Annotated in this window: 17 protein-coding genes; 14 read left to right on the forward strand and 3 right to left on the reverse strand. The window is 70.3% G+C overall.

Features of this window, described 5'->3' with window-relative positions:
* Nucleotides 1-53 precede the first annotated feature (53 nt).
* Nucleotides 54-299, forward strand: coding sequence for a hypothetical protein (locus D7I44_RS13255; protein ID WP_120789929.1), 246 nt, complete (start codon nt 54-56; stop codon nt 297-299).
* A gap of 24 nt (nt 300-323) precedes the next feature.
* Nucleotides 324-1,508, forward strand: coding sequence for an acyl-CoA dehydrogenase family protein (locus tag D7I44_RS13260; RefSeq protein ID WP_120789930.1), 1,185 nt, complete (start codon nt 324-326; stop codon nt 1,506-1,508).
* Here D7I44_RS13260 and D7I44_RS13265 read toward each other — a convergent pair.
* Nucleotides 1,505-2,158: a PadR family transcriptional regulator gene (locus D7I44_RS13265; RefSeq protein ID WP_245979618.1), complete on the reverse strand. Its 654-nt coding sequence runs from the start codon at nt 2,156-2,158 to the stop codon at nt 1,505-1,507. The genes D7I44_RS13260 and D7I44_RS13265 overlap by 4 nt on opposite strands.
* 94 nt (nt 2,159-2,252) lie before the next feature.
* Between D7I44_RS13265 and D7I44_RS13270 the strand changes: the two genes are divergently transcribed.
* On the forward strand, nt 2,253-3,077 hold the full coding sequence (locus D7I44_RS13270; protein ID WP_245979619.1) for an SDR family NAD(P)-dependent oxidoreductase: 825 nt from the start codon (nt 2,253-2,255) through the stop codon (nt 3,075-3,077).
* On the opposite strand, the gene D7I44_RS13275 is transcribed toward D7I44_RS13270, so the two are convergent.
* Nucleotides 3,078-3,755, reverse strand: coding sequence for an iron ABC transporter ATP-binding protein (locus D7I44_RS13275; RefSeq protein WP_162940277.1), 678 nt, complete (start codon nt 3,753-3,755; stop codon nt 3,078-3,080). It lies immediately after the preceding gene.
* Between the two features lie 75 nt (nt 3,756-3,830).
* On the opposite strand from D7I44_RS13275, the gene argS reads away from it, so the two are divergent.
* The 9 genes from argS (at nt 3,831) to prfA (ending at nt 15,780) form a co-directional block, all read left to right on the forward strand.
* Nucleotides 3,831-5,501, forward strand: a complete 1,671-nt coding sequence (gene argS / locus D7I44_RS13280; RefSeq protein ID WP_120789934.1) for an arginine--tRNA ligase — start codon at nt 3,831-3,833, stop codon at nt 5,499-5,501.
* Between the two features lie 18 nt (nt 5,502-5,519).
* Nucleotides 5,520-6,275 carry an LmeA family phospholipid-binding protein gene (locus tag D7I44_RS13285; protein WP_120789935.1) on the forward strand — a complete coding sequence of 252 codons (756 nt, stop codon included), beginning with the start codon at nt 5,520-5,522 and terminating at the stop codon, nt 6,273-6,275.
* Nucleotides 6,276-6,537: 262 nt separating this feature from the next.
* The gene (locus tag D7I44_RS13290; RefSeq protein WP_162940278.1) at nt 6,538-7,449 is read left to right on the forward strand and encodes a hypothetical protein; all 912 of its coding nucleotides are present in this window, start codon (nt 6,538-6,540) and stop codon (nt 7,447-7,449) included.
* Between the two features lie 170 nt (nt 7,450-7,619).
* Nucleotides 7,620-9,017, forward strand: coding sequence for a diaminopimelate decarboxylase (gene lysA, locus D7I44_RS13295; protein ID WP_120789937.1), 1,398 nt, complete (start codon nt 7,620-7,622; stop codon nt 9,015-9,017).
* Entirely contained in the window at nt 9,014-10,342 is a 1,329-nt protein-coding gene (locus D7I44_RS13300; protein WP_120789938.1) for a homoserine dehydrogenase, read from the forward strand. Before lysA ends, D7I44_RS13300 begins: the two co-directional genes overlap by 4 nt.
* 6 nt (nt 10,343-10,348) lie before the next feature.
* Nucleotides 10,349-11,443 carry a threonine synthase gene (gene thrC, locus D7I44_RS13305; protein WP_120789939.1) on the forward strand — a complete coding sequence of 365 codons (1,095 nt, stop codon included), beginning with the start codon at nt 10,349-10,351 and terminating at the stop codon, nt 11,441-11,443.
* A complete protein-coding gene (thrB, locus tag D7I44_RS13310) occupies nt 11,440-12,414 on the forward strand; it encodes a homoserine kinase (RefSeq protein ID WP_245979621.1) in 975 nt (324 codons plus the stop codon). The genes thrC and thrB overlap by 4 nt, the downstream gene beginning before the upstream one ends.
* A 211-nt stretch (nt 12,415-12,625) precedes the next feature.
* A complete protein-coding gene (rho, locus tag D7I44_RS13315) occupies nt 12,626-14,698 on the forward strand; it encodes a transcription termination factor Rho (protein ID WP_120789940.1) in 2,073 nt (690 codons plus the stop codon).
* Entirely contained in the window at nt 14,698-15,780 is a 1,083-nt protein-coding gene (gene prfA / locus D7I44_RS13320) for a peptide chain release factor 1 (RefSeq protein WP_120789941.1), read from the forward strand. Before rho ends, prfA begins: the two co-directional genes overlap by 1 nt.
* Here the strand turns inward: prfA and D7I44_RS13325 are convergent.
* Complete coding sequence (locus tag D7I44_RS13325; protein ID WP_120790958.1) at nt 15,777-16,379, reverse strand: TetR/AcrR family transcriptional regulator; 603 nt, start codon at nt 16,377-16,379, stop codon at nt 15,777-15,779. The genes prfA and D7I44_RS13325 overlap by 4 nt on opposite strands.
* 75 nt (nt 16,380-16,454) lie before the next feature.
* Here D7I44_RS13325 and D7I44_RS13330 point away from each other — a divergent pair, with 75 nt between their 5' ends.
* Nucleotides 16,455-17,267: a sugar phosphate isomerase/epimerase family protein gene (locus D7I44_RS13330; RefSeq protein WP_120789942.1), complete on the forward strand. Its 813-nt coding sequence runs from the start codon at nt 16,455-16,457 to the stop codon at nt 17,265-17,267.
* Nucleotides 17,264-18,367, forward strand: coding sequence for a Gfo/Idh/MocA family protein (locus tag D7I44_RS13335; RefSeq protein WP_120789943.1), 1,104 nt, complete (start codon nt 17,264-17,266; stop codon nt 18,365-18,367). Before D7I44_RS13330 ends, D7I44_RS13335 begins: the two co-directional genes overlap by 4 nt.
* Nucleotides 18,368-18,421: the final 54 nt, after the last annotated feature.

Consider the following 18,421-nt stretch of genomic DNA (forward strand, 5'->3'; position numbering starts at 1 on the left):
AGACAGCGCCTGCGCCTCGGAGTAGAGAAAAGCTCATGGCTATCCCAACGTCAATGGCTCAACTGACCGGTGCGCTCCTCGTCGCGCTGCCGACGCAATACAAGCCGTGCGTGCCCACGCCGACCCCGGACAAGCTGATCCATGTCAGCATCGGCTACGCCCCGCCTGAGGTGGCCCCGGCGATCGGCGAGCCGACGGAGAGCCTGTGCGGCAACGCGGCGGCCGTCCGCGGCGCGGGCAACGTGCCCAAGTTCGCCATCTGCACCGTCTGCTGGGAGGCATACGTAGGCCGCACCTAGGCCTGGCGGGTTCAGACTGGGGGAGTGCTGGACGTACCCGCGCTCGATCCTGACGTCGCCGGGGTGCTCGGCGGCCTCGCACCGCATGAGCTCGCGTGGCGCGATCGCGCGCGCGACTTCACTGCGGCGGAGGTGCTGCCGCACATCGACGAGTGGTGGGAGCACGCGCACTACCCGGCCCAGCTGCTGCCGCGGCTCGGTGCGCTCGACCTGTTGCGTGACGGTGTGGAGGTCGAGGGCTTCCCGCACCAGTCCACGCTCGCCGCGGGCCTCGCGACCGCCGAGCTGAATCGCGGCGACGGCTCGGTCGCGGCGATCGCCGGTGTGCAGGGCGGCCTCGCGCTGCGCACGATCGCGCAGTTCGGCTCACCGGAGCAGCAGGAGCGCTGGCTCGGCCCGCTCGCCCGCGGCGAGGTGCTCTGCGCCTTCGCGCTCACCGAGCCGCTGCACGGCTCCGACTCGGTCGCTCTCGAGGCGAGCGCCCGCCGCGACGGCGACGAGTGGGTGCTCGACGGCGAGAAGAAGTGGATCGGCGGGGGAGCCTCCGGCGGCCTCACGATCGTGTGGGCGCGCATCTCGGGCGGCGAGGACGACGGCAGGGTGCGCGGATTCCTCGTGCCGCAGTCGACCGCAGGCTACGCGGCCCGGCCGATCACCGGGAAGCTCGCGCTGCGCTCGATCCACCAGGCGCACATCGAGCTCCGCGGCGTGCGCGTTCCGGCGGACGCGGTGCTGCCCGGGGCGCACTCGTTCCGCGACGTGACGCGGGTGCTGCTGGCGACACGGCTGACGGTCTCGTGGGCGGCGCTCGGACACGCGGTGGCCTGCTATGAGGCATCCGTTCACTACGCGGGCGTCCGCGTGCAGTTCGGCAAACCGCTCGCCGCGACACAGCTGGTGCAGTCGCGGCTCGCGCGTCAGCTCGCCGCGATCACCCAGCTGCAGACGCTGCTCGTGCAGCTTGCCCGAGAGGCGGATGCCGGGCGATTGACCGAGCAAGCGGCATCCGTCGCGAAGCTCACGAGCACCCGCACCGCCCGAGCGATCGCAGCGGACGCGCGCGATCTGCTCGGGGGCAACGGGATTCTGCTCGAGAACGCGGTGGCCAGGCACCTCGCCGACGTCGAGGCGCTGCACACCTTCGAGGGCACGGAGTCGATCCAGGAGCTCCTGATCGGCCGCGCCATCACGGGTGTATCGGCCTTTTAGCTCTCGGCGAGGAGGGCGTAGAGGTCCTTGCGCAGGGCGTCGATCTTCGCCGCCGCCTGCGAGCGCTGCTCGTCGGAGGCGACGAAGCGCAGCTGGTGGATCGCGCCCATCAGCTTGCCGATCGAGGTGAACAGCTCGGCGTCGGCGCCGCTGCGCGACGGCGCGGCCTGCCATGCGGCGGCCAGCTCGTCGGCGTGCTCGTCGACATAGGCGCGGCCCGCGTCGGTCAGCGTGTACTCGGTCTTGCGGCCCTCGCCCGACGGGGCGATGAGCTCTTCGTCGACGAGCTGCTGCAGCGTCGGGTACACCGAGCCGGGGCTCGGAACCCACAGGCCGTCGGTCTTGTCGCCGATCGCCTTGATGAGGGCGTAGCCGCTGGCGGGCGCCTCGGCGAGCAGCGAGAGCAGGGCGGCGCGGATGTCGCCGCGGGACGCGCGCCTGCGGCCGCGGCCGCCTCGCGCGAAGTCGGCCGGGTCGAAGCTCGGGCCGAAGCCGCCGCCGAAACCGCCGAAACCGCCGCGCATGCCGCGACCGCCGAAGGGGCCGCCGCCGAAGGGGCCGTGGTGCTCGTCGTGATGGAAGCGCGCAGTGCGCGCCGGGAAGTCGTGATGTCCGGTGTTGTTCTGATGAGACATGTCGTCGTATCGCATCGGTCGACCTTTCTGTAAACAGGTCTTTGAACTTCAAAGACACATTAACGATATATCGCTAGCTCGGATTGTCAAGTGCGGATATCGTGAACCAGTGCTCCAGCGTCGATCGATCGGAACCCGTGCCCTGATCACGGGAGCCTCGAGCGGCGTCGGCGCCGAGTTCGCGCGCCAGCTGGCGGCGGCCGGGCTCGACCTGGTTCTCGTCGCCCGAAACGCGGCTCGGCTCGAGGCCTTCGCCGACGAGCTGCGCTCCGCCCACGACGTCGAGGTCGAGGTGCTACCCGCCGACCTGCTGACGAAGGCGGGCGTCAAGGCGGCGGAGGCGCGGGTCGGGGCATCCGTGGGCCGCATCGACGTGCTGGTGAACAACGCGGGCTTCGGCCTCGCGCGCGACTTCGACCGCAACTCGGTCGATGACGAGCTCGAGCTGCTCACGATGCTCGTCGAGGTGCCGCTGCGCCTCACGCATGCGGCGCTCGCGCACATGCTGCCCGCCGGCAGCGGCACGATCATCAACATCGCGTCGGTCGCCGGCTTCACGCCACGCGGCACCTATAGCGCGGCGAAGGCGTGGCTGCTCACCTTCAGCAGGTGGGCGAACGTCGCGTACCGGCGCCGCGGTGTGCGCATCACGGCGATCGCGCCCGGTTTCGTGCGCACCGAGTTCCACCAGCGCCTGGCGACGGATGCCCACGCGGCCGTCGCCGCCGACGAGGTCGCGCGCCCCACCCAGCTCGAGAGGGCGGTGCCCGACTTCATGTGGCTCGCCGCGCCAGACGTCGTGCGCGCCGCGCTGATCGACACGATGCGCGGACGCGCGGTGTCGATCCCGAGCCTGCGCTACAAGCTGATCGTCGCGCTGGCCCGCCTCACCCCCGACGCGCTCGCTGAGCGCGTCGCCCGCGTGGGTCGCTAGCTACTTCAAATTGCCCATGACCGCGCTCGCGATCTGGTAGCTGTCGCCGGGCTCGAGGAAGATCTTCGAGTCGATGACGATCCAGTAGCCGTTCGCGGTGAAGACGTCGAGCGTCCCGGTGCCGTCTGCGACGTTGAAGTAGCTCACGGTGTCGGCCGGAGCGCCGTCGATCGGCACCTGCTGTGCGCCGCTGCTGGCGACCGCTCCGCTGAACTGGTCGAAGTTCTTCTCGGACGGGTGCGCGACGGCGATCTCGATGGTGTCGCCGCTGGTCTGGTTGACCCACCCGAAGCTCACGCCCTTGAGGTCGACGAGCTTCGCGGCGGTGTCGCTGGGCTTGTAGTTCGGGTCAGGCGAGAAGTTCGGGTTGAAGTCGTAGACCTGCTGCGCGGTCCACACCTCGCCCTGCTGCAGCGTCACGGGCGTCGGGGTCGGCGTCGGGGTCGAGCTCGGCTCGGCCGCCGGCGTGGTGGCGCCGTCGCTCGGCGCCGTGTTCGACGTGTCGCCGGCCTTCGGGGTGTCCTTCGCGGTGCTCGACGCGTGCGTGCACCCTGCCAGCAGCGCCGCGGTCGCGAACGCGGCGACGAGGACGGTCGTGATGCGAAGGGCAGGGCGAGGCAAGGGCATGGCGGGGGAGCTTTCCGTCGAGGCATCCGTGCCGTACTGGGGTTGCGGCACGCGTTGGCCGCGAGCCTATCAAGCGACCCAGCCCTCTCAGGAGCTGCCGATTGCCCTCCCATAGAATCGTTATTTGTGACTCCTGACGAGCTTTCCGCTGCCTTGTTCGCCCTCGTCGCGCCCATCGTCGCGCGACGCCGCGGCGACGGCGAGGGGCCGGAATTCGTCGAGGCCGACGTCACGCTCGAGCGCCCGAAGAACCGCGAGCACGGCGACTGGGCGACGAACGTCGCCCTCAAGCTCGCGAAGCCGCTCGGCACGAACCCGCGCGAGCTCGCGGCCGAGATCGCGGCGGCGGCGGCGGCGCTGCAGGGCGTCGCGTCGGCCGAGGTCGCCGGCCCCGGCTTCATCAACCTGCGCCTCGAGGCGGCTGCTGCCGGCCAGCTCGCGAAGACGATCGTCGACGCGGGCACCGCATGGGGCCGCAACACCAGCCAGGCCGGGCGCACCATCAACCTCGAGTTCGTGAGCGCCAACCCGACCGGCCCGCTGCACATCGGCCACACCCGCTGGGCGGCGCTCGGCGACTCGATCGCCCGCGTGCTGCTCGCCTCGGGGGCCGAGCTGGCGCGCGAGTACTACATCAACGACGCCGGCGCCCAGATGGACAAGTTCGGCGCAAGCGTGCTCGCGGCCGCGAAGGGCGAGCCGACGCCGGAGGGCGGCTACCCCGGCCAGTACATCGCCGAGCTCGCCGCCCAGGTGCTCGAAGAGGTCCCGGGTCTGCTCGAGCTGCCTTCCGACGAGGCGCTCGCGACGGCGCGCGAGGTCGCCTATGCGCGGCAGCTGGGTGAGATCAAGCAGTCGCTCGCCGACTTCAACGTGCACTTCGACGTCTACTTCTCGGAGCGCACCCTGCACGCGGTGGATCCCGAGACCGGGACGAGCGCGATCGACGACGCCGTGGAAGACCTGCGGAAGCTCGGCCACGTCTTCGACGCCGATGACGCGGTGTGGGTGCGCACCACCGACTTCGGCGACGACAAAGACCGCGTCATCCGCCGCTCGAACGAGGTCTACACGTACTTCGCCGCCGACGCCGCGTACTACCTGAGCAAGTCCGAGCGCGGATTCGAGCACAAGATCTACCTGCTCGGCGCCGACCACCACGGCTATGTGCACCGCCTCAAGGCGCTCGCGGGCGCCGCCGGCGACGACCCCGAGAAGGACATCGAGGTGCTCATCGGCCAGCTCGTGTCGGTGAACGGCGCGCGGCTCTCGAAGCGCGCGGGCAACATCATCGAGATGGACGACCTGATCGAATGGTTGGGGGCGGATGCATTGCGGTACTCCCTCGCCCGCTACCCGGCCGACTCGCCGCTGGCCCTCGACCCGGAGCAGCTGCGCAGCCGCACCAATGACAACCCGGTGTTCTACGTCCAATATGCCCACGCGCGTATCTGCTCGGTGACCCGCAACGCGCAGGCTGCCGGGGTCGAAACGAGCGTGTTCGCGCCCGAGCTGCTGACGCACGAGACCGAGTCGGCGCTGCTCGGCGCCCTGCAGGAGTTCCCGCGCGTCATCGCGCACGCCGCCGAGCTGCGCGAGCCGCACCGCGTCGCCCGCTACCTGGAAGAGGTTGCCGGGCTGTACCACCGCTGGTACGACACCTGTCGCGTCATCCCGCAGGGCGAGGAGCCCGTCGAGGACGTGCATCGCACGCGACTGACCCTGAACCTCGCCGTTGGCCAGACGATCCGCAACGGGCTCGAGCTGCTCGGCGTCTCCGCTCCGGAGAAGATGTAGCGCCAGCTGGGGTCTGCAATGAACAGAGCGCGTCGTCTCGCCTGGCTCGTCGTCGTCCTCCTCGCGGTGGTGGCGCTCGCCTTCGGCGCCGACGCGGCGCTGCGGTCATATGCCCAGAGCCGCATGGAATCCGAGATCGCGAAGGCGCTGCCCGCCGGCGTGACCGCGCCGGGGTTGAAAGTCCACGTGCGCGGCTTCTCGTTCCTCGCGCAGTACCTCGAGGGCCGCTTCGACCAGGTCCAGGTCGACGCCCCGGCGATCACGACAGACCGCGGCTCGGTGTCGGCGACGCTCGAGGCGAACGATGTGACCATCGACCGCTCGTTCCAGGTGGCTCCGGTGCTCGGCTCGATGCACGGCACACTGCACGTCTCTGAGGCCGCGGTGAACGGCCTGGTCGCGCTGCCCGACCCGACGGCGTCGATCCAGCTGAGCGCGAAGACCGTCACCTATCTCGCCACCGCACAGGTGCTCGGCCTGCCGCTCAGCTATTCAGCGGCGGTGCGGCCCGTGGCCGACGGCGGGGTGATCCGCCTCTACCCGGAATCCGTCAACGTCACCTCGGGGCCTGTGCACTTCGACGTCAAGTCGTTGCTCGGCGGCCTCTTTGACGGCAAGCCGGTGAACCTCTGCGTCGCGCCCTACCTGCCGGCCGGCCTCAACATCGGCGACATCACGATCGCGCGCAGCAAGGCGGCGATCAGCTTCGACGCCCAGCACTTCTCGCTCGACCCGAAGACCTTCAACACCCACGGCACCTGCCCCGCCTCGTAGTCGCCGCGCCTGCTGCCCTGCGCCCCCGCCGCGCCTGCCCGCAGTGTCCGCGCGCCGTCGAGACGCGCTGAAATGGGCTTTCGGTCGCCCAGAGCCCCGTTTGCGCGCGTTTCGATGAGAGCGCCAGCAGGCCTCGACTTGCCGTGCGGGACAAGCAGCGCTGCGTCGGTCTTGCACAGCACAGGCGGGCTCGAGCACTCGTCGTCCCCGAATACGGGCTTCGGCCCGGCGACCGCGTGCGGCTCCTCGCCAAACTTCCGGCATGCGCCGACCCAGCCCGCTGCCAGAGTCTCTCTCGATTGCTCCATTCACCGTGACCCAGGCCGACGCGGCCGGGCTCACCCGCGACAGACTCAGAGCATCAGATCTTGCGAACCCGTTCCGTGGCGTGCGTCTTCCCCTCGCACTGCTCGAAGAGGCCGACGACGACGAGCGGTTCGCGCTCCTGTGCGACGCATATCAAGTGCGGATGCCGCGCGGGTGGTTCTTCAGCGGGCCGACTGCCGCCCGCATCACTGGGGTCCCGCTGCCGGCGCGGCTCGAGCGCCTCGAAGTGCACGTGACGGCGCCGACGAGATCGACGCCACGTGGGCCCTTGGTGGTGGGCCACACCGCACAGCTTGCCGAGACGACGTGGATGAACGGTCGGCGCGTACGCGTCCTGGCAGAGGTGTGGTGCGAACTGGCATCCGTCATGGATGTGGACGAACTGATCGCGGCCGGCGATCGGATGCTGTCTGAGAAACCCTTCCTGCTCACGACCTTGCGTCACCTCGAGCACGCGGTTGCAGTGCACGGCCCCGGCCGTGGAGCCCGCAAGCTGCGCGAGGCGCTTCCTCAGCTGAGAGAGAACGTGTGGTCGCCGCGCGAGAGCTGGGTGCGACTCGTGATTCTGCGGGCCGGCCTGCCCGAGCCCGAGCGGAATCTGCGCATCCTCGGCTCGGATGGGAAGCTCATCGCGATCGGCGATCTGGTCTACCGCCGCTTCAAGGTGGTCATCGAATACGAGGGTGAGCGCTGGCACAAGGATCGCTGGTCGGGGCTCGACGTCGATCGATACAACAGACTCGTGCTCGCGGGCTGGACCGTGATCAGGGTGCGCAAGCACCACACGGCCGCCGATGTCGCGCGCATGACCCGCGAAGCTCTGATGCTGCGGGGATGGCGTGGCTGAAGGATGACCCCACCGAAGCGCGCGATTCAGGGTGAATGTCCGCGCAGAACCTCGTAGCGGCGCGTCTCGATGTGCGCATCCACCCGTGCCTCCCGCCGTCATGAGTTCTCCGGCGCTCAGGGGCGCCCGGTAAACTTGACCGGAATCCCCATCTGAACCAGAGGACACCCGTGGTCACCAACCCCCTGGCGCCGAGCTGGCTGACCGTTCCCGATGACGCGAACGCGCTGCCCGCCGCGATCTGGCCGGCGAGCGCCCGCCGCGAGGAAGACGGCGTCGTCAGCATCGGGGGAGTGCGTGTCACCGACCTGAAGGCGCAGTTCGGCACGCCGCTCTATGTCATCGACGAGGCGGATGCCCGGGCGCGCGCCGCTCGCACGCTGGCCGCCTTCACCTCTGCCGCGGCGGCGGCGGGCACCACGGTCACGATCTACTACGCGGGCAAGGCGTTCCTCTCCACCGAGGTCGCGCGCTGGGTGGCCGAGACGGGCCTCAACATCGACACGTGCAGCGCGGGCGAGCTCGCCGTCGCGCTGGCAGCGGGCGTCGACCCGGCGCGGCTCGGGCTGCACGGCAACAACAAGTCCCTCGCCGAGATCGACCGCGCCACCGCCGTGGGTCTCGGCACGATCGTCATCGACTCAGAGCAAGAGGTCGAGCGCGTCGCCGACGCGGCGGCCCGCCACGGCCGCCGCCAGCGTGTGCGCCTGCGCGTCAACTCGGGCGTGCACGCGCACACCCATGAGTTCCTCGCGACCGCCCACGAAGACCAGAAGTTCGGCCTGCCGCTCGACCAGGTCGAGCGCGTCGTGGCGGGCATCCGCTCGCATGAATCCCTCGACTTCGTCGGCCTGCACTGCCATATCGGCTCGCAGATCTTCGGGTCTGACGGCTTCGCCGAATCCGCCAGCCGCTTGCTCGCGGTGCATGCACGGCTGCTCGACGGCGGCCCCATGCCCGAGTTGAACCTGGGCGGCGGCTTCGGCATCGCCTACACGACCGCCGACGATCCGACGCCGATCGACGAGCTCGCCGCGCACATCGTCGGCACCGTCGCCGCGACCTGCGCCGAGCTCGGCATCCCGGTGCCGCACCTCGCCTTCGAACCGGGCCGGTCGATCATCGGCACGCCCGGTGTCACGCTCTACGAGCTCGGCACGACCAAGCCGGTCGAGGTCGCCGCCGGCAGCGGCACGGCCATGCGGCTGTACGCGAGCGTCGACGGCGGCATGAGCGACAACGCGCGGCACGCGCTCTACCAGGCCGACTACAGCGTGCGGCTGATGAGCAGGCGATCGGATGCTTCGCCCGTGCTCGTCCGCATCGCGGGCAAGCACTGCGAATCCGGTGACATCGTCGTCGACGCCGACTACCTGCCCGGCGACATTGTGCCGGGCGATTTGCTCGCGGTGCCCGCGACCGGCGCGTACTGCTTCTCGCTGTCGAGCCGCTACAACTACCTTCCACGCCCGGCCGTCGTGGCCGTGCGCGACGGCGTCGCCCGCGTGATCGTGCGCGGCGAGACCGAGGAAGACCTTCTCTCACACGACACGGGAGTCATCCGTTGATCGAATACAGGACTTTGAAGATCGCGCTGCTCGGCGGCGGCACGGTCGGCTCGCAGGTTGCGCGCCTGCTGCTCGAGAACGGCGCAGAGCTGTCGAGCCGCAGCGGCGCGCGCATCGAGCTCGCCGGCATCGCCGTGCGCGACCTCGACAAGCCGCGCGACGCGGCGCTGCCGCGCGAGCTGTTCACGACCGACGCCGAGCAGCTGATCCTCGGCGCCGACATCGTCGTCGAGCTGATGGGTGGCATCGAGCCGGCGCGCGAGCTGATCGTCAAGGCGCTGAACTCCGGCGCCGACGTCGTGACGGGCAACAAGCAGCTGCTCGCAGTGCACGGTCCCGAGCTGTTCGACCTGGCCGGCCAGGTCGGCGCCCAGCTGTACTACGAGGCGGCGGTCGGCGGGGCGATCCCGATCATCCGGCCGCTGCGCGACAGCCTCGCGGGCGACTCGGTGACCCGCATCCTCGGCATCGTGAACGGCACCACGAACTTCGTGCTCGACCGCATGGATGTCGACGGAGACGAACTGGGCGAGGCGCTCGCCGTCGCGACCGAGCTCGGCTATGCGGAAGCCGACCCGACCGCCGACATCGGCGGCTACGACGCGGCCGCCAAGGCGGCGCTGCTCGCGGGCCTCGCGTTCCACACCAACGTGCCGCTCGAGTCCGTCTACCGCGAGGGCATCGAGGACATCACGAAGGAGCAGGTCGACCTCGCCCGCGAGATGGGCTACGTCGTCAAGCTGCTCGCGATCTGCGAGCGCATCGCCGACCCGGCCACCGGTGAGGCGGCGGTGTCGGCGCGTGTCCATCCGGCGCTGGTGCCGCGCAGGCATCCGCTCGCTGCCGTCCATGGCGCGCACAATGCCGTGTTCGTGCAGGCGGAGGCCGCGGGCGACCTGATGTTCTACGGCGCGGGCGCCGGCGGCGTGCAGACCGCCTCGGCCGTGCTCGGCGACGTCGTCTCGGCGGCGCGGCGCCACGTGGCGGGCGGCCCGGGGGTCGCGGAATCCACCCACGCCGACCTGCCCGTGCTGCCCGTGTCGGCCGCCGTCACGCGCTACCACGTGACTCTGCACGTCGCCGACCAGCCGGGTGTGCTCGCCGAGATCGCGCGCCTGTTCGCCGAGAACGGCGCGTCGATCGAGACCGTCGTGCAGTCGGTCGCCGGTCCCGCCGGCGCGGCGGACGGGCAGTCGCCGACGGCTACCCTTGTCATCGGAACCCATGCAGCCCTCGAGGCGTCCCTCGCGGCGACCGTCGAAGCGCTGCGCGCCAGCGCCGCGGTCACGTCGATCGCGCATGTGCTGCGGATCGAAGGAGCGTAAGAGCAAGTGGCCCACCAGTGGCAGGGAGTCCTGCACGAGTACCGCGACCGCCTCGATGTGACGGATGCGACGCCGATCGTCACCCTCGGCGAGGGCGGCACGCCGCTCATCGAGGCTCCGGCGCTGTCGCGCCGCACCGGCGCGCGCGTGTACATCAAGTACGAGGGCATGAACCCGACGGGCTCCTTCAAGGACCGCGGCATGACGATGGCGATCTCGAAGGCCGTCGAAGCCGGCGCGAAGGCCGTCATCTGCGCCTCAACAGGCAACACCTCGGCGTCGGCCGCGGCCTACGCGGCACACGCGGGCATCAAGGCCGTCGTGCTGATCCCCGAGGGGAAGATCGCGCTCGGAAAGCTCAGCCAGGCGATCGTGCACGACGCCGAGATCGTGCAGCTCACGGGCAACTTCGACGACTGCCTCGACGTCGCACGCGAGCTCGCGGCCGAATACCCCGTGCACCTCGTCAACTCCGTCAACAACGACCGCATCGAAGGCCAGAAGACGGCGGCGTTCGAGATCGTCGAGCGCCTCGGCGACGCCCCGGACTTCCACTTCATCCCCGTCGGCAACGCCGGGAACTACACGGCCTACACGCGCGGCTTCGTCGAAGAGCTCGAACGCGGCGCGACGACCAAGCTGCCCCGCATGTTCGGATTCCAGGCGGCGGGCTCCGCGCCCATCGTGCTCGGCCACCCCGTGAAGGACCCCGACACCATCGCCTCCGCGATCCGCATCGGCAACCCCGCCTCGTGGAGCCTCGCGCTCGAGGCGCGCGACAAGACCGACGGCTACTTCGGCGCGATCGACGACGACACGATCCTCGCGGCGCAGAAGCTGCTCGCGGCCGAGGTCGGCGTGTTCGTCGAGCCGGCCAGCGCGATCGGCGTCGCTGGCCTGCTCGAGCGCGCTGCAGCCGGCGTGATCCCCGAGGGCTCGGTCGTCACGATCACCGTCACCGGCCACGGCCTCAAGGACCCGCAGTGGGCGCTCCGCCAGGCCGACGGCTCGGAGGTGCGGCCGACGGTGGTCGAGGTCTCTGCCGACGCCGTCGCCGGGGCGATCGGCCTCGAGAAGGCATCCGTCGGGGCGGGGGCATGACCGTCGCCCCGGGCGAGATGCCGGGGCCGGCGATCCCCATCGGCCGCAGCGTGCACGTGCGCGTGCCCGCCACCACCGCCAATCTGGGTCCCGGCTTCGACACCCTCGGCCTCGCGCTGTCGCTCTACGACGAGGTCGACGCGACCGTCTCGGCGACGCCGGGCGTGCGCGTCGAGGTGCACGGGGTGGGTGCTGACGGCGCCGTGCCGACGGATGCGTCGAATCTCGTCGCCTCCGTGGTGCTCGACGTCCTCGCGCGCAAAGGCGTCGAGGTGCCCGGGCTCGATCTGGTCGCCCGCAACGCGATTCCGCACGGTCGCGGCCTCGGCTCGTCGGGCGCGGCGATCGTCGCCGGCATCATGGTCGCCAAGGGCTTGCTCGAGGGCGTGGCCGAGCTCGGCCCGGCCGAACTGCTCGCCATCGCGACCGAGCTCGAGGGCCACCCCGACAACGTCGCGCCCGCGCTCTTCGGCGGCCTGACCATCGCGTGGCTCGAGCCACGCGGTCCCCAGCACAAGAAGCTCAACGTGCACCGCGGCGTCTCGCCGGTCGTGTTCGTGCCTGCGCACACCGTGCCGACGAAGCTCGCGCGCTCGCTGCAGCCTGCGCAGGTGCCCCACGAGGACGCCGTGTTCAACGTCTCGCGCTCCGCGCTGCTCATCGCGGCGCTCATCCAGAGCCCCGAGCTGCTGCTGTCTGCAACTGAGGACAAGCTGCACCAGGACTACCGCGCCTCCGCGATGCCAGACACCAGCGCGCTCGTGCGGCTGCTGCGCGGGTCGGGGTTCCCCGCCGTCGTCTCCGGTGCCGGCCCGAGCGTGCTCGTGCTCTGCGAACGGCCGTCAGACCGCCTGCTCGCGGCCGACCTGGTCGCCGCTCAATCAGCCGTCGCCTGGCAGCCGCTGATGCTCGCCGTCGACTTCAAGGGCGCCACCGTGACGCCTATGGGGGCGCAGAGCGCCGCCTCCTGAGTGTTAGTATGGGCGCATCACCCACCGAAGTCCCGGCTTGTCGGCGACTCGGAATCTGCGGGTGAATCAGAAACACGTACGCCTCGCAATCGAGTTGATCCAACCCGAGTACCAACCAGCGGCGGAACGGTCCGCCGCGCACCATTGAAGTTGCGAGTGCTTTCCCGATGTGGCCCTCATGCGCCCTTCGGAGATAGGAATCCGAAGAAAAGTGACTGATCTGATCAGCGCCGAATCCGCTGACATCGACCTCAATTCGCTGCGCGTTCCGCAGCTGCAGGCCCTCGCGTCCGAGCTCGGCATCGCCGGCGGCGCGAAGCTGCGCAAGGGCGAGCTCATCGCCGCCATCGCGTCCGCCAGACAGAGTGCTGACCCGGTGGGTCAGCACCTGGCGGACGGCGAGCAGGCTGCGCCTGCGAGCGGTAGCCCCGCCGATGCTCCCTCCGACGAGTCCCTGGTCTCCATTCAGCCCGAGGCTGAGTCGACCAGCGGCGACCTCCTTCCGCCCGTCGACTCGGCTGCGCAGCAGCCGAGTGGAGACGAGGCATCCGAACCCACCCGCCCCGCACGCCGCTCGCGCCGTGCCTCGACCGGCGGCACCGTCACGGCGGCCGCCGGCCACGTGAACGCCGGACAGACCGGCGTCGAGTCGCTGCTGTCCGCGCTCGACGCGGTGGCAGAGCAGCGCCAGGCGGGCCACACGGCCCCGGCCGAGCAGGCAGAGGGCGAGGCATCCGACGCCGAGCAGGCCGACGAGGGCGGCCAGCAGCCCGGCGAGGGCGAGAGCAGCCGCAGCCGCCGCAACCGCCGCAACCGGAACCGCAACCGTGCGGAGCGCGAGTCGAACGGGCAGAACGGCGAGCAGCAGGCCCAGGGCGAGAAGCCCGAAGGCCAGCAGGGCGGCCGCGAGCAGGGCAACGGCCAGAACGGTCAGAACCAGAACGGCCAGAGCGGAAACCGCAACGGCCAGGGCCAGAACGGCCAGGGTCAGAACGGGCCTGACGGCGAGCAGGGCGAGGGCGGCCGTCGCAGCCGCTATCGCGACCGCAAGCGCCGCGGCGCCGCGGGCGGCGACGACGCCGAGGTCGAGCTGACCGAGGACGACGTGCTGATCCCGGTCGCGGGCATCCTCGACGTGCTCGACAACTACGCGTTCGTGCGCACCACCGGCTACCTGTCGGGCGCGAGCGACGTGTACGTCTCGCTCGGCCAGGTCAAGAAGTACAGCCTGCGCAAGGGCGACGCGGTCGTCGGCGCGATCCGCCAGCCGCGCGAGAACGACAACGGCGCGGGCTCGCGCCAGAAGTACAACGCGCTCGTGCGCGTCGACTCGATCAACGGCCAGACGGTCGAAGAGGCGGCCACCCGCGTCGAGTTCGGCAAGCTCACCCCGCTCTACCCGCAGGAGCGCCTGCGCCTCGAGACCGTGCCCGAGAAGCTGACCCAGCGCATCATCGACCTCGTCGCCCCGATCGGGAAGGGCCAGCGCGGCCTCATCGTCGCGCCTCCGAAGGCCGGCAAGACGATCGTGCTGCAGCAGATCGCGAACGCGATCACGACGAACAACCCCGAGGTCCACCTCATGGTCGTGCTCGTCGACGAGCGGCCGGAAGAGGTCACCGACATGCAGCGCACGGTGAAGGGCGAGGTCATCGCCTCGACCTTCGACCGCCCAGCCGAGGACCACACGACGGTCGCGGAGCTCGCCATCGAGCGCGCGAAGCGCCTCGTCGAGCTGGGCCACGACGTCGTCGTGCTGCTCGACTCGATCACCCGCCTCGGCCGTGCGTACAACGTCTCCGCCCCGGCATCCGGCCGCATTCTGTCCGGTGGTGTCGACGCGTCCGCCCTGTACCCGCCCAAGCGCTTCTTCGGTGCTGCTCGCAACATCGAGCACGGCGGGTCGCTCACGATTCTCGCGACGGCGCTCGTCGAGACCGGCTCCAAGATGGACGAGGTCATCTTCGAGGAGTTCAAGGGCACCGGAAACAGCGAGCTGCGCCTCTCGCGCCAGCTCGCCGACAAGCGCATCTTCCCGGCGGTCGACGTGAACGCGTCCTCCACCCGCCGCGAAGAGATGCTGCTGTCGCCCGACGAGGTCAAGATCACCTGGAAGCTGCGCCGCGCCCTCGCGGGCCTCGACCAGCAGCAGGCGCTCGAGGTGGTGCTCGGCAAGCTGAAGGAGACCTCGTCGAACGTCGAGTTCCTCGTGCAGATGCAGAAGTCGATCCCGACGTCCAGCAATGGCGGGCACTCGCACGGCAACGAGAACAACCACCGCTGATGTTCGAGTCGGTCTCAGGCCTGCTCGACGAGTTCCACGATCTCGAGCAGCAGCTCGCCGACCCGGCACTGCACGCCGACCCGGCGCGCGCGAAGAAGGTCAACCGCCGCTACGCCGAGCTCTCGCAGATCAAGAAGGCCTACGAGGACTGGCAGCAGTCGGTCGATGACCTGGACGCCGCGCGCGAGCTCGCCCGCGAGGACGACGCCTTCGCCGAGGAGATCCCTTCGCTCGAGGAGAGGCAGACCGCCGCACAGGAGAAGCTGCGGCGCCTCCTGATCCCGCGCGACCCCGACGACGGCCGCGACGTGATCCTCGAGATCAAGGGCGGCGCCGGCGGGGAAGAGGCGGCGCTGTTCGCGTCGGACCTGCTGCGCATGTACGTGCACTACGCCGACTCGAAGGGGTGGAAGTCCGAGATCCTCGAGGCGGACGCCACCGACCTCGGCGGGTACACGAACGTGCAGGTCGCCATCAAGTCGAATGCGACCGACCCGGCGCAGGGCGTGTGGGCGCACCTCAAGTACGAGGGCGGCGTGCACCGCGTGCAGCGTGTGCCGGCGACCGAGTCGCAGGGGCGCATCCAGACCTCGACGGCCGGCGTGCTCGTCTTCCCCGAGGTCGATGAGCCCGAAGAGGTCGAGATCGCGGCGAACGACATCCGCGTGGATGTCTTCCGCTCATCCGGCCCCGGCGGCCAGTCGGTGAACACGACCGACTCGGCGGTGCGCATCACGCACCTGCCGACCGGCATCGTCGTGTCGATGCAGAACGAGAAGTCGCAGATCCAGAACCGCGAGGCCGCGATGCGCGTGCTTCGGGCGCGGCTGCTCGCGAAGCAGCAGGAGGAGCTGGATGCCGCGGCATCCGACGCCCGCAAGTCGCAGGTGCGCTCGATGGACCGCTCTGAGCGGATCCGCACCTACAACTTCCCCGAGAACCGCATCGCCGACCACCGCACCGGCTTCAAGGCCTACAACCTCGACCAGGTGCTGAACGGCGCCCTCGAGCCCGTCATCGAGTCGGCGATCACCGCCGACGAGGAGGCCCGCCTGGCAGCCCTCGGCGACACCGAGAGCTAAACGGGCGAGTCGGGCAGCAGGCGCTCGAGCAGGCTGAGCGAGCGGCGCACGTCGACCTCGTCGGGGGCGAGCAGCCACTGCACCTGCAGTCCGTCCGAGGCCGCGATGACGAGTGCGGCGGCGTCGACGGGGTCGATGTCCGCAGCGATGCGGCCGGATGCCTGACCCTCGCGGATCCTGCCGGCGAGGTCCTCGCGCACGGCGGCGAAGCGTTCGCGGATGAAATCCCGCGACGCCGCGTGGTCCTCCTGCAGCGCATCGGCGGACAGGGTCGCGTAGAGCCGCACGAGCCCCGGGATCGCCCGGTTGATGTCGGCGCTGGCCGTCATGATGTCGACGGCTCCGCGGGCGTCGGGCCCGTCGGCCGGGTCCCGCTCCTCATGGGCGCGGTAGACCTCGATCAGCAGCTCATCGCGCGATGCGAAGTAGTGCCGCAGCGTCGCGTGGGAGACCCCGATCGCATCGCCGAGGGTGCGCAGCGACGTGCCGTCGACCCCACGCTCGGCGAACTCGGCGATGGCGCTCTCGATGATCTGGCGGCGCCGGGCGACGCCCTTGGCGTAGGGGCCGCGGCCTGCGGCATCCGATTCGGCTGACATCGCCACCATTATCTTCCACTGTACGGTTTTCGCTGTAGCATCGAGCTACCGCTTTCGTTCTTCAAGGAGTGAACCATGTCTGCCCCTTCCGTCCAGCTCTACTCGGTCCGCGACGCGATCGACGAGGACGTCGACGCCGCCGTCGCACGCCTCGCCGAGATCGGATTCACCAGAGCCGAGCCCTACGCCTTCCACCTGCGCACCGCCGACCTGAAGCGCGCGCTCACCGCCGCCGGTGTCTCTGCGCCGTCGGGTCACGCCGCGGTGATCGACGCGGAAGACGCCTCCGCGATCTTCGACGCCGCGGGCGAGCTCGGCATGACCACCGTCATCGATCCCTTCATCCCGACCGACCGCTGGCAGACCGCCGACGATGCGAGCCGAATCGCCGAGCGCGTCAACGCGCTGAGCGAGCAGGCCGCGGCGCGCGGGCTCGAGTTCGGCTACCACAACCACCAGTGGGAGTTCACGAACAAGGTCGACGGCCGCCCGATCTACGAACTGTTCGTCGAGCAGCTCGCGCCGGCCGTCGTGCTCGAGGTCGACACCTTCTGGGCGACGGTGGGCGGTGCGGATGCCCCCGCTGTGCTGCGCTCGCTCGGCGAGCGGGTGCGTGCCATCCACGTCAAGGACGGCGTGATCGACGACGCGATCCGCAACGTGCTGCCGAGCAGCGAGAGCGCGCTGATCGTGCCCGAGGCGCTGCAGGCCGCGTTCGAGAACCAGACGCCGGCCGGTCAGGGCGACGTCGACGTCGCCGCGATCCTCGCCGCCGCGCCGCAGGCGCTGCGCGTGGTCGAGTTCGACGCGTACAAGGGCGACGTGTTCCAGGGGATCGCGGAGTCGTTCGCGTGGCTCGCCGAGAACGACACCGAGGCCGCGGCATGAGCGGTGCGAACCGCGCGGGCGTCGGCATCATCGGCGCCGGCAACATCTCGACGCAGTACCTGAAGAACCTCACGACCTTCCCCGAGGTCGAGGTGCGCTTCGTCGCGGACATCGACCTGCCGCGCGCGGCCGCGCAGGCCGACGCCTACGGCGTCCCCGCGTCGGGCGCCGTCGACGAGCTGCTCGCCCGCGACGACATCGACGTGGTCGTCAACCTCACGATCCCGGCCGCCCACACCGAGGTCGGCCAGCGCATCATCGCCGCGGGCAAGCACGTCTGGAGCGAGAAGCCCGTCGCCCTCGACCACGAGTCCGCGGCTGGCCTGCTCGCCGCCGCAGAGGCCGCCGGCCTGCGCGTCGCGTGCGCGCCCGACACGGTCCTCGGCGCGGGCATCCAGACCGCTCTGCGCGCGATCGCACGCGGCGACATCGGCGAACCGCTGACCGCGACGACCATGTTCCACGTGCCGGGGCCCGAGTTGTGGCATCCGAACCCCGATTTCCTGTTCGCGACGGGCGCCGGCCCCCTGTTCGACATGGGGCCGTACTACGTCACCACGCTCGTTCACGCGTTCGGCTCGGCCTCACGCGTGCAGGCGGTCTCGTCGAAGTCGCGTGAGACGCGCGTGATCGGCAGCGGACCGCGTGCGGGGCAGTCGTTCCCGGTCGAGGTTCCGACGCACCACGCCGCACTGATCGAGTTCGTGGGCGGCGCCTCTGCGCAGTCGACCTTCTCGTTCCAGCACGCGCTGCCGCGCGCGGGCTTCGTCGAGATCAACGGCACCGAGGGCACGATCAGCCTGCCCGACCCGAACAACTTCGACGGTGACAGCACCCTGTGGCGCTACGGCCAGGACGAGCCGACGACGATCCCCGCGACCGGAGCCGCCTACGGCCGCGGGACCGGTGTCGTCGAGCTGGTCCGCGCGATCCGCGCGGGCGTGCCCGAGCGGGCCTCGGGCGTGCTCGCGTCGCACGTGCTGGACATCCTGCTCGGCATCCGCGACGCCGCCGCGAGCGGCGCTCCCGTCGAGATCGCGTCGCGCGTCACCCCGGTCGCGCCGCTGCCCGAGGACTGGGACCCGACGCTGGCCGCGTGACAACCGCATCGAGCGGTGCGAAACGTACGTTTCCGAGTCATCGGACGTACTTTT

Origin of the sequence: Gryllotalpicola protaetiae (genome assembly GCF_003627055.1) — a bacterium.
GTDB lineage: Bacteria > Actinomycetota > Actinomycetes > Actinomycetales > Microbacteriaceae > Gryllotalpicola > Gryllotalpicola protaetiae.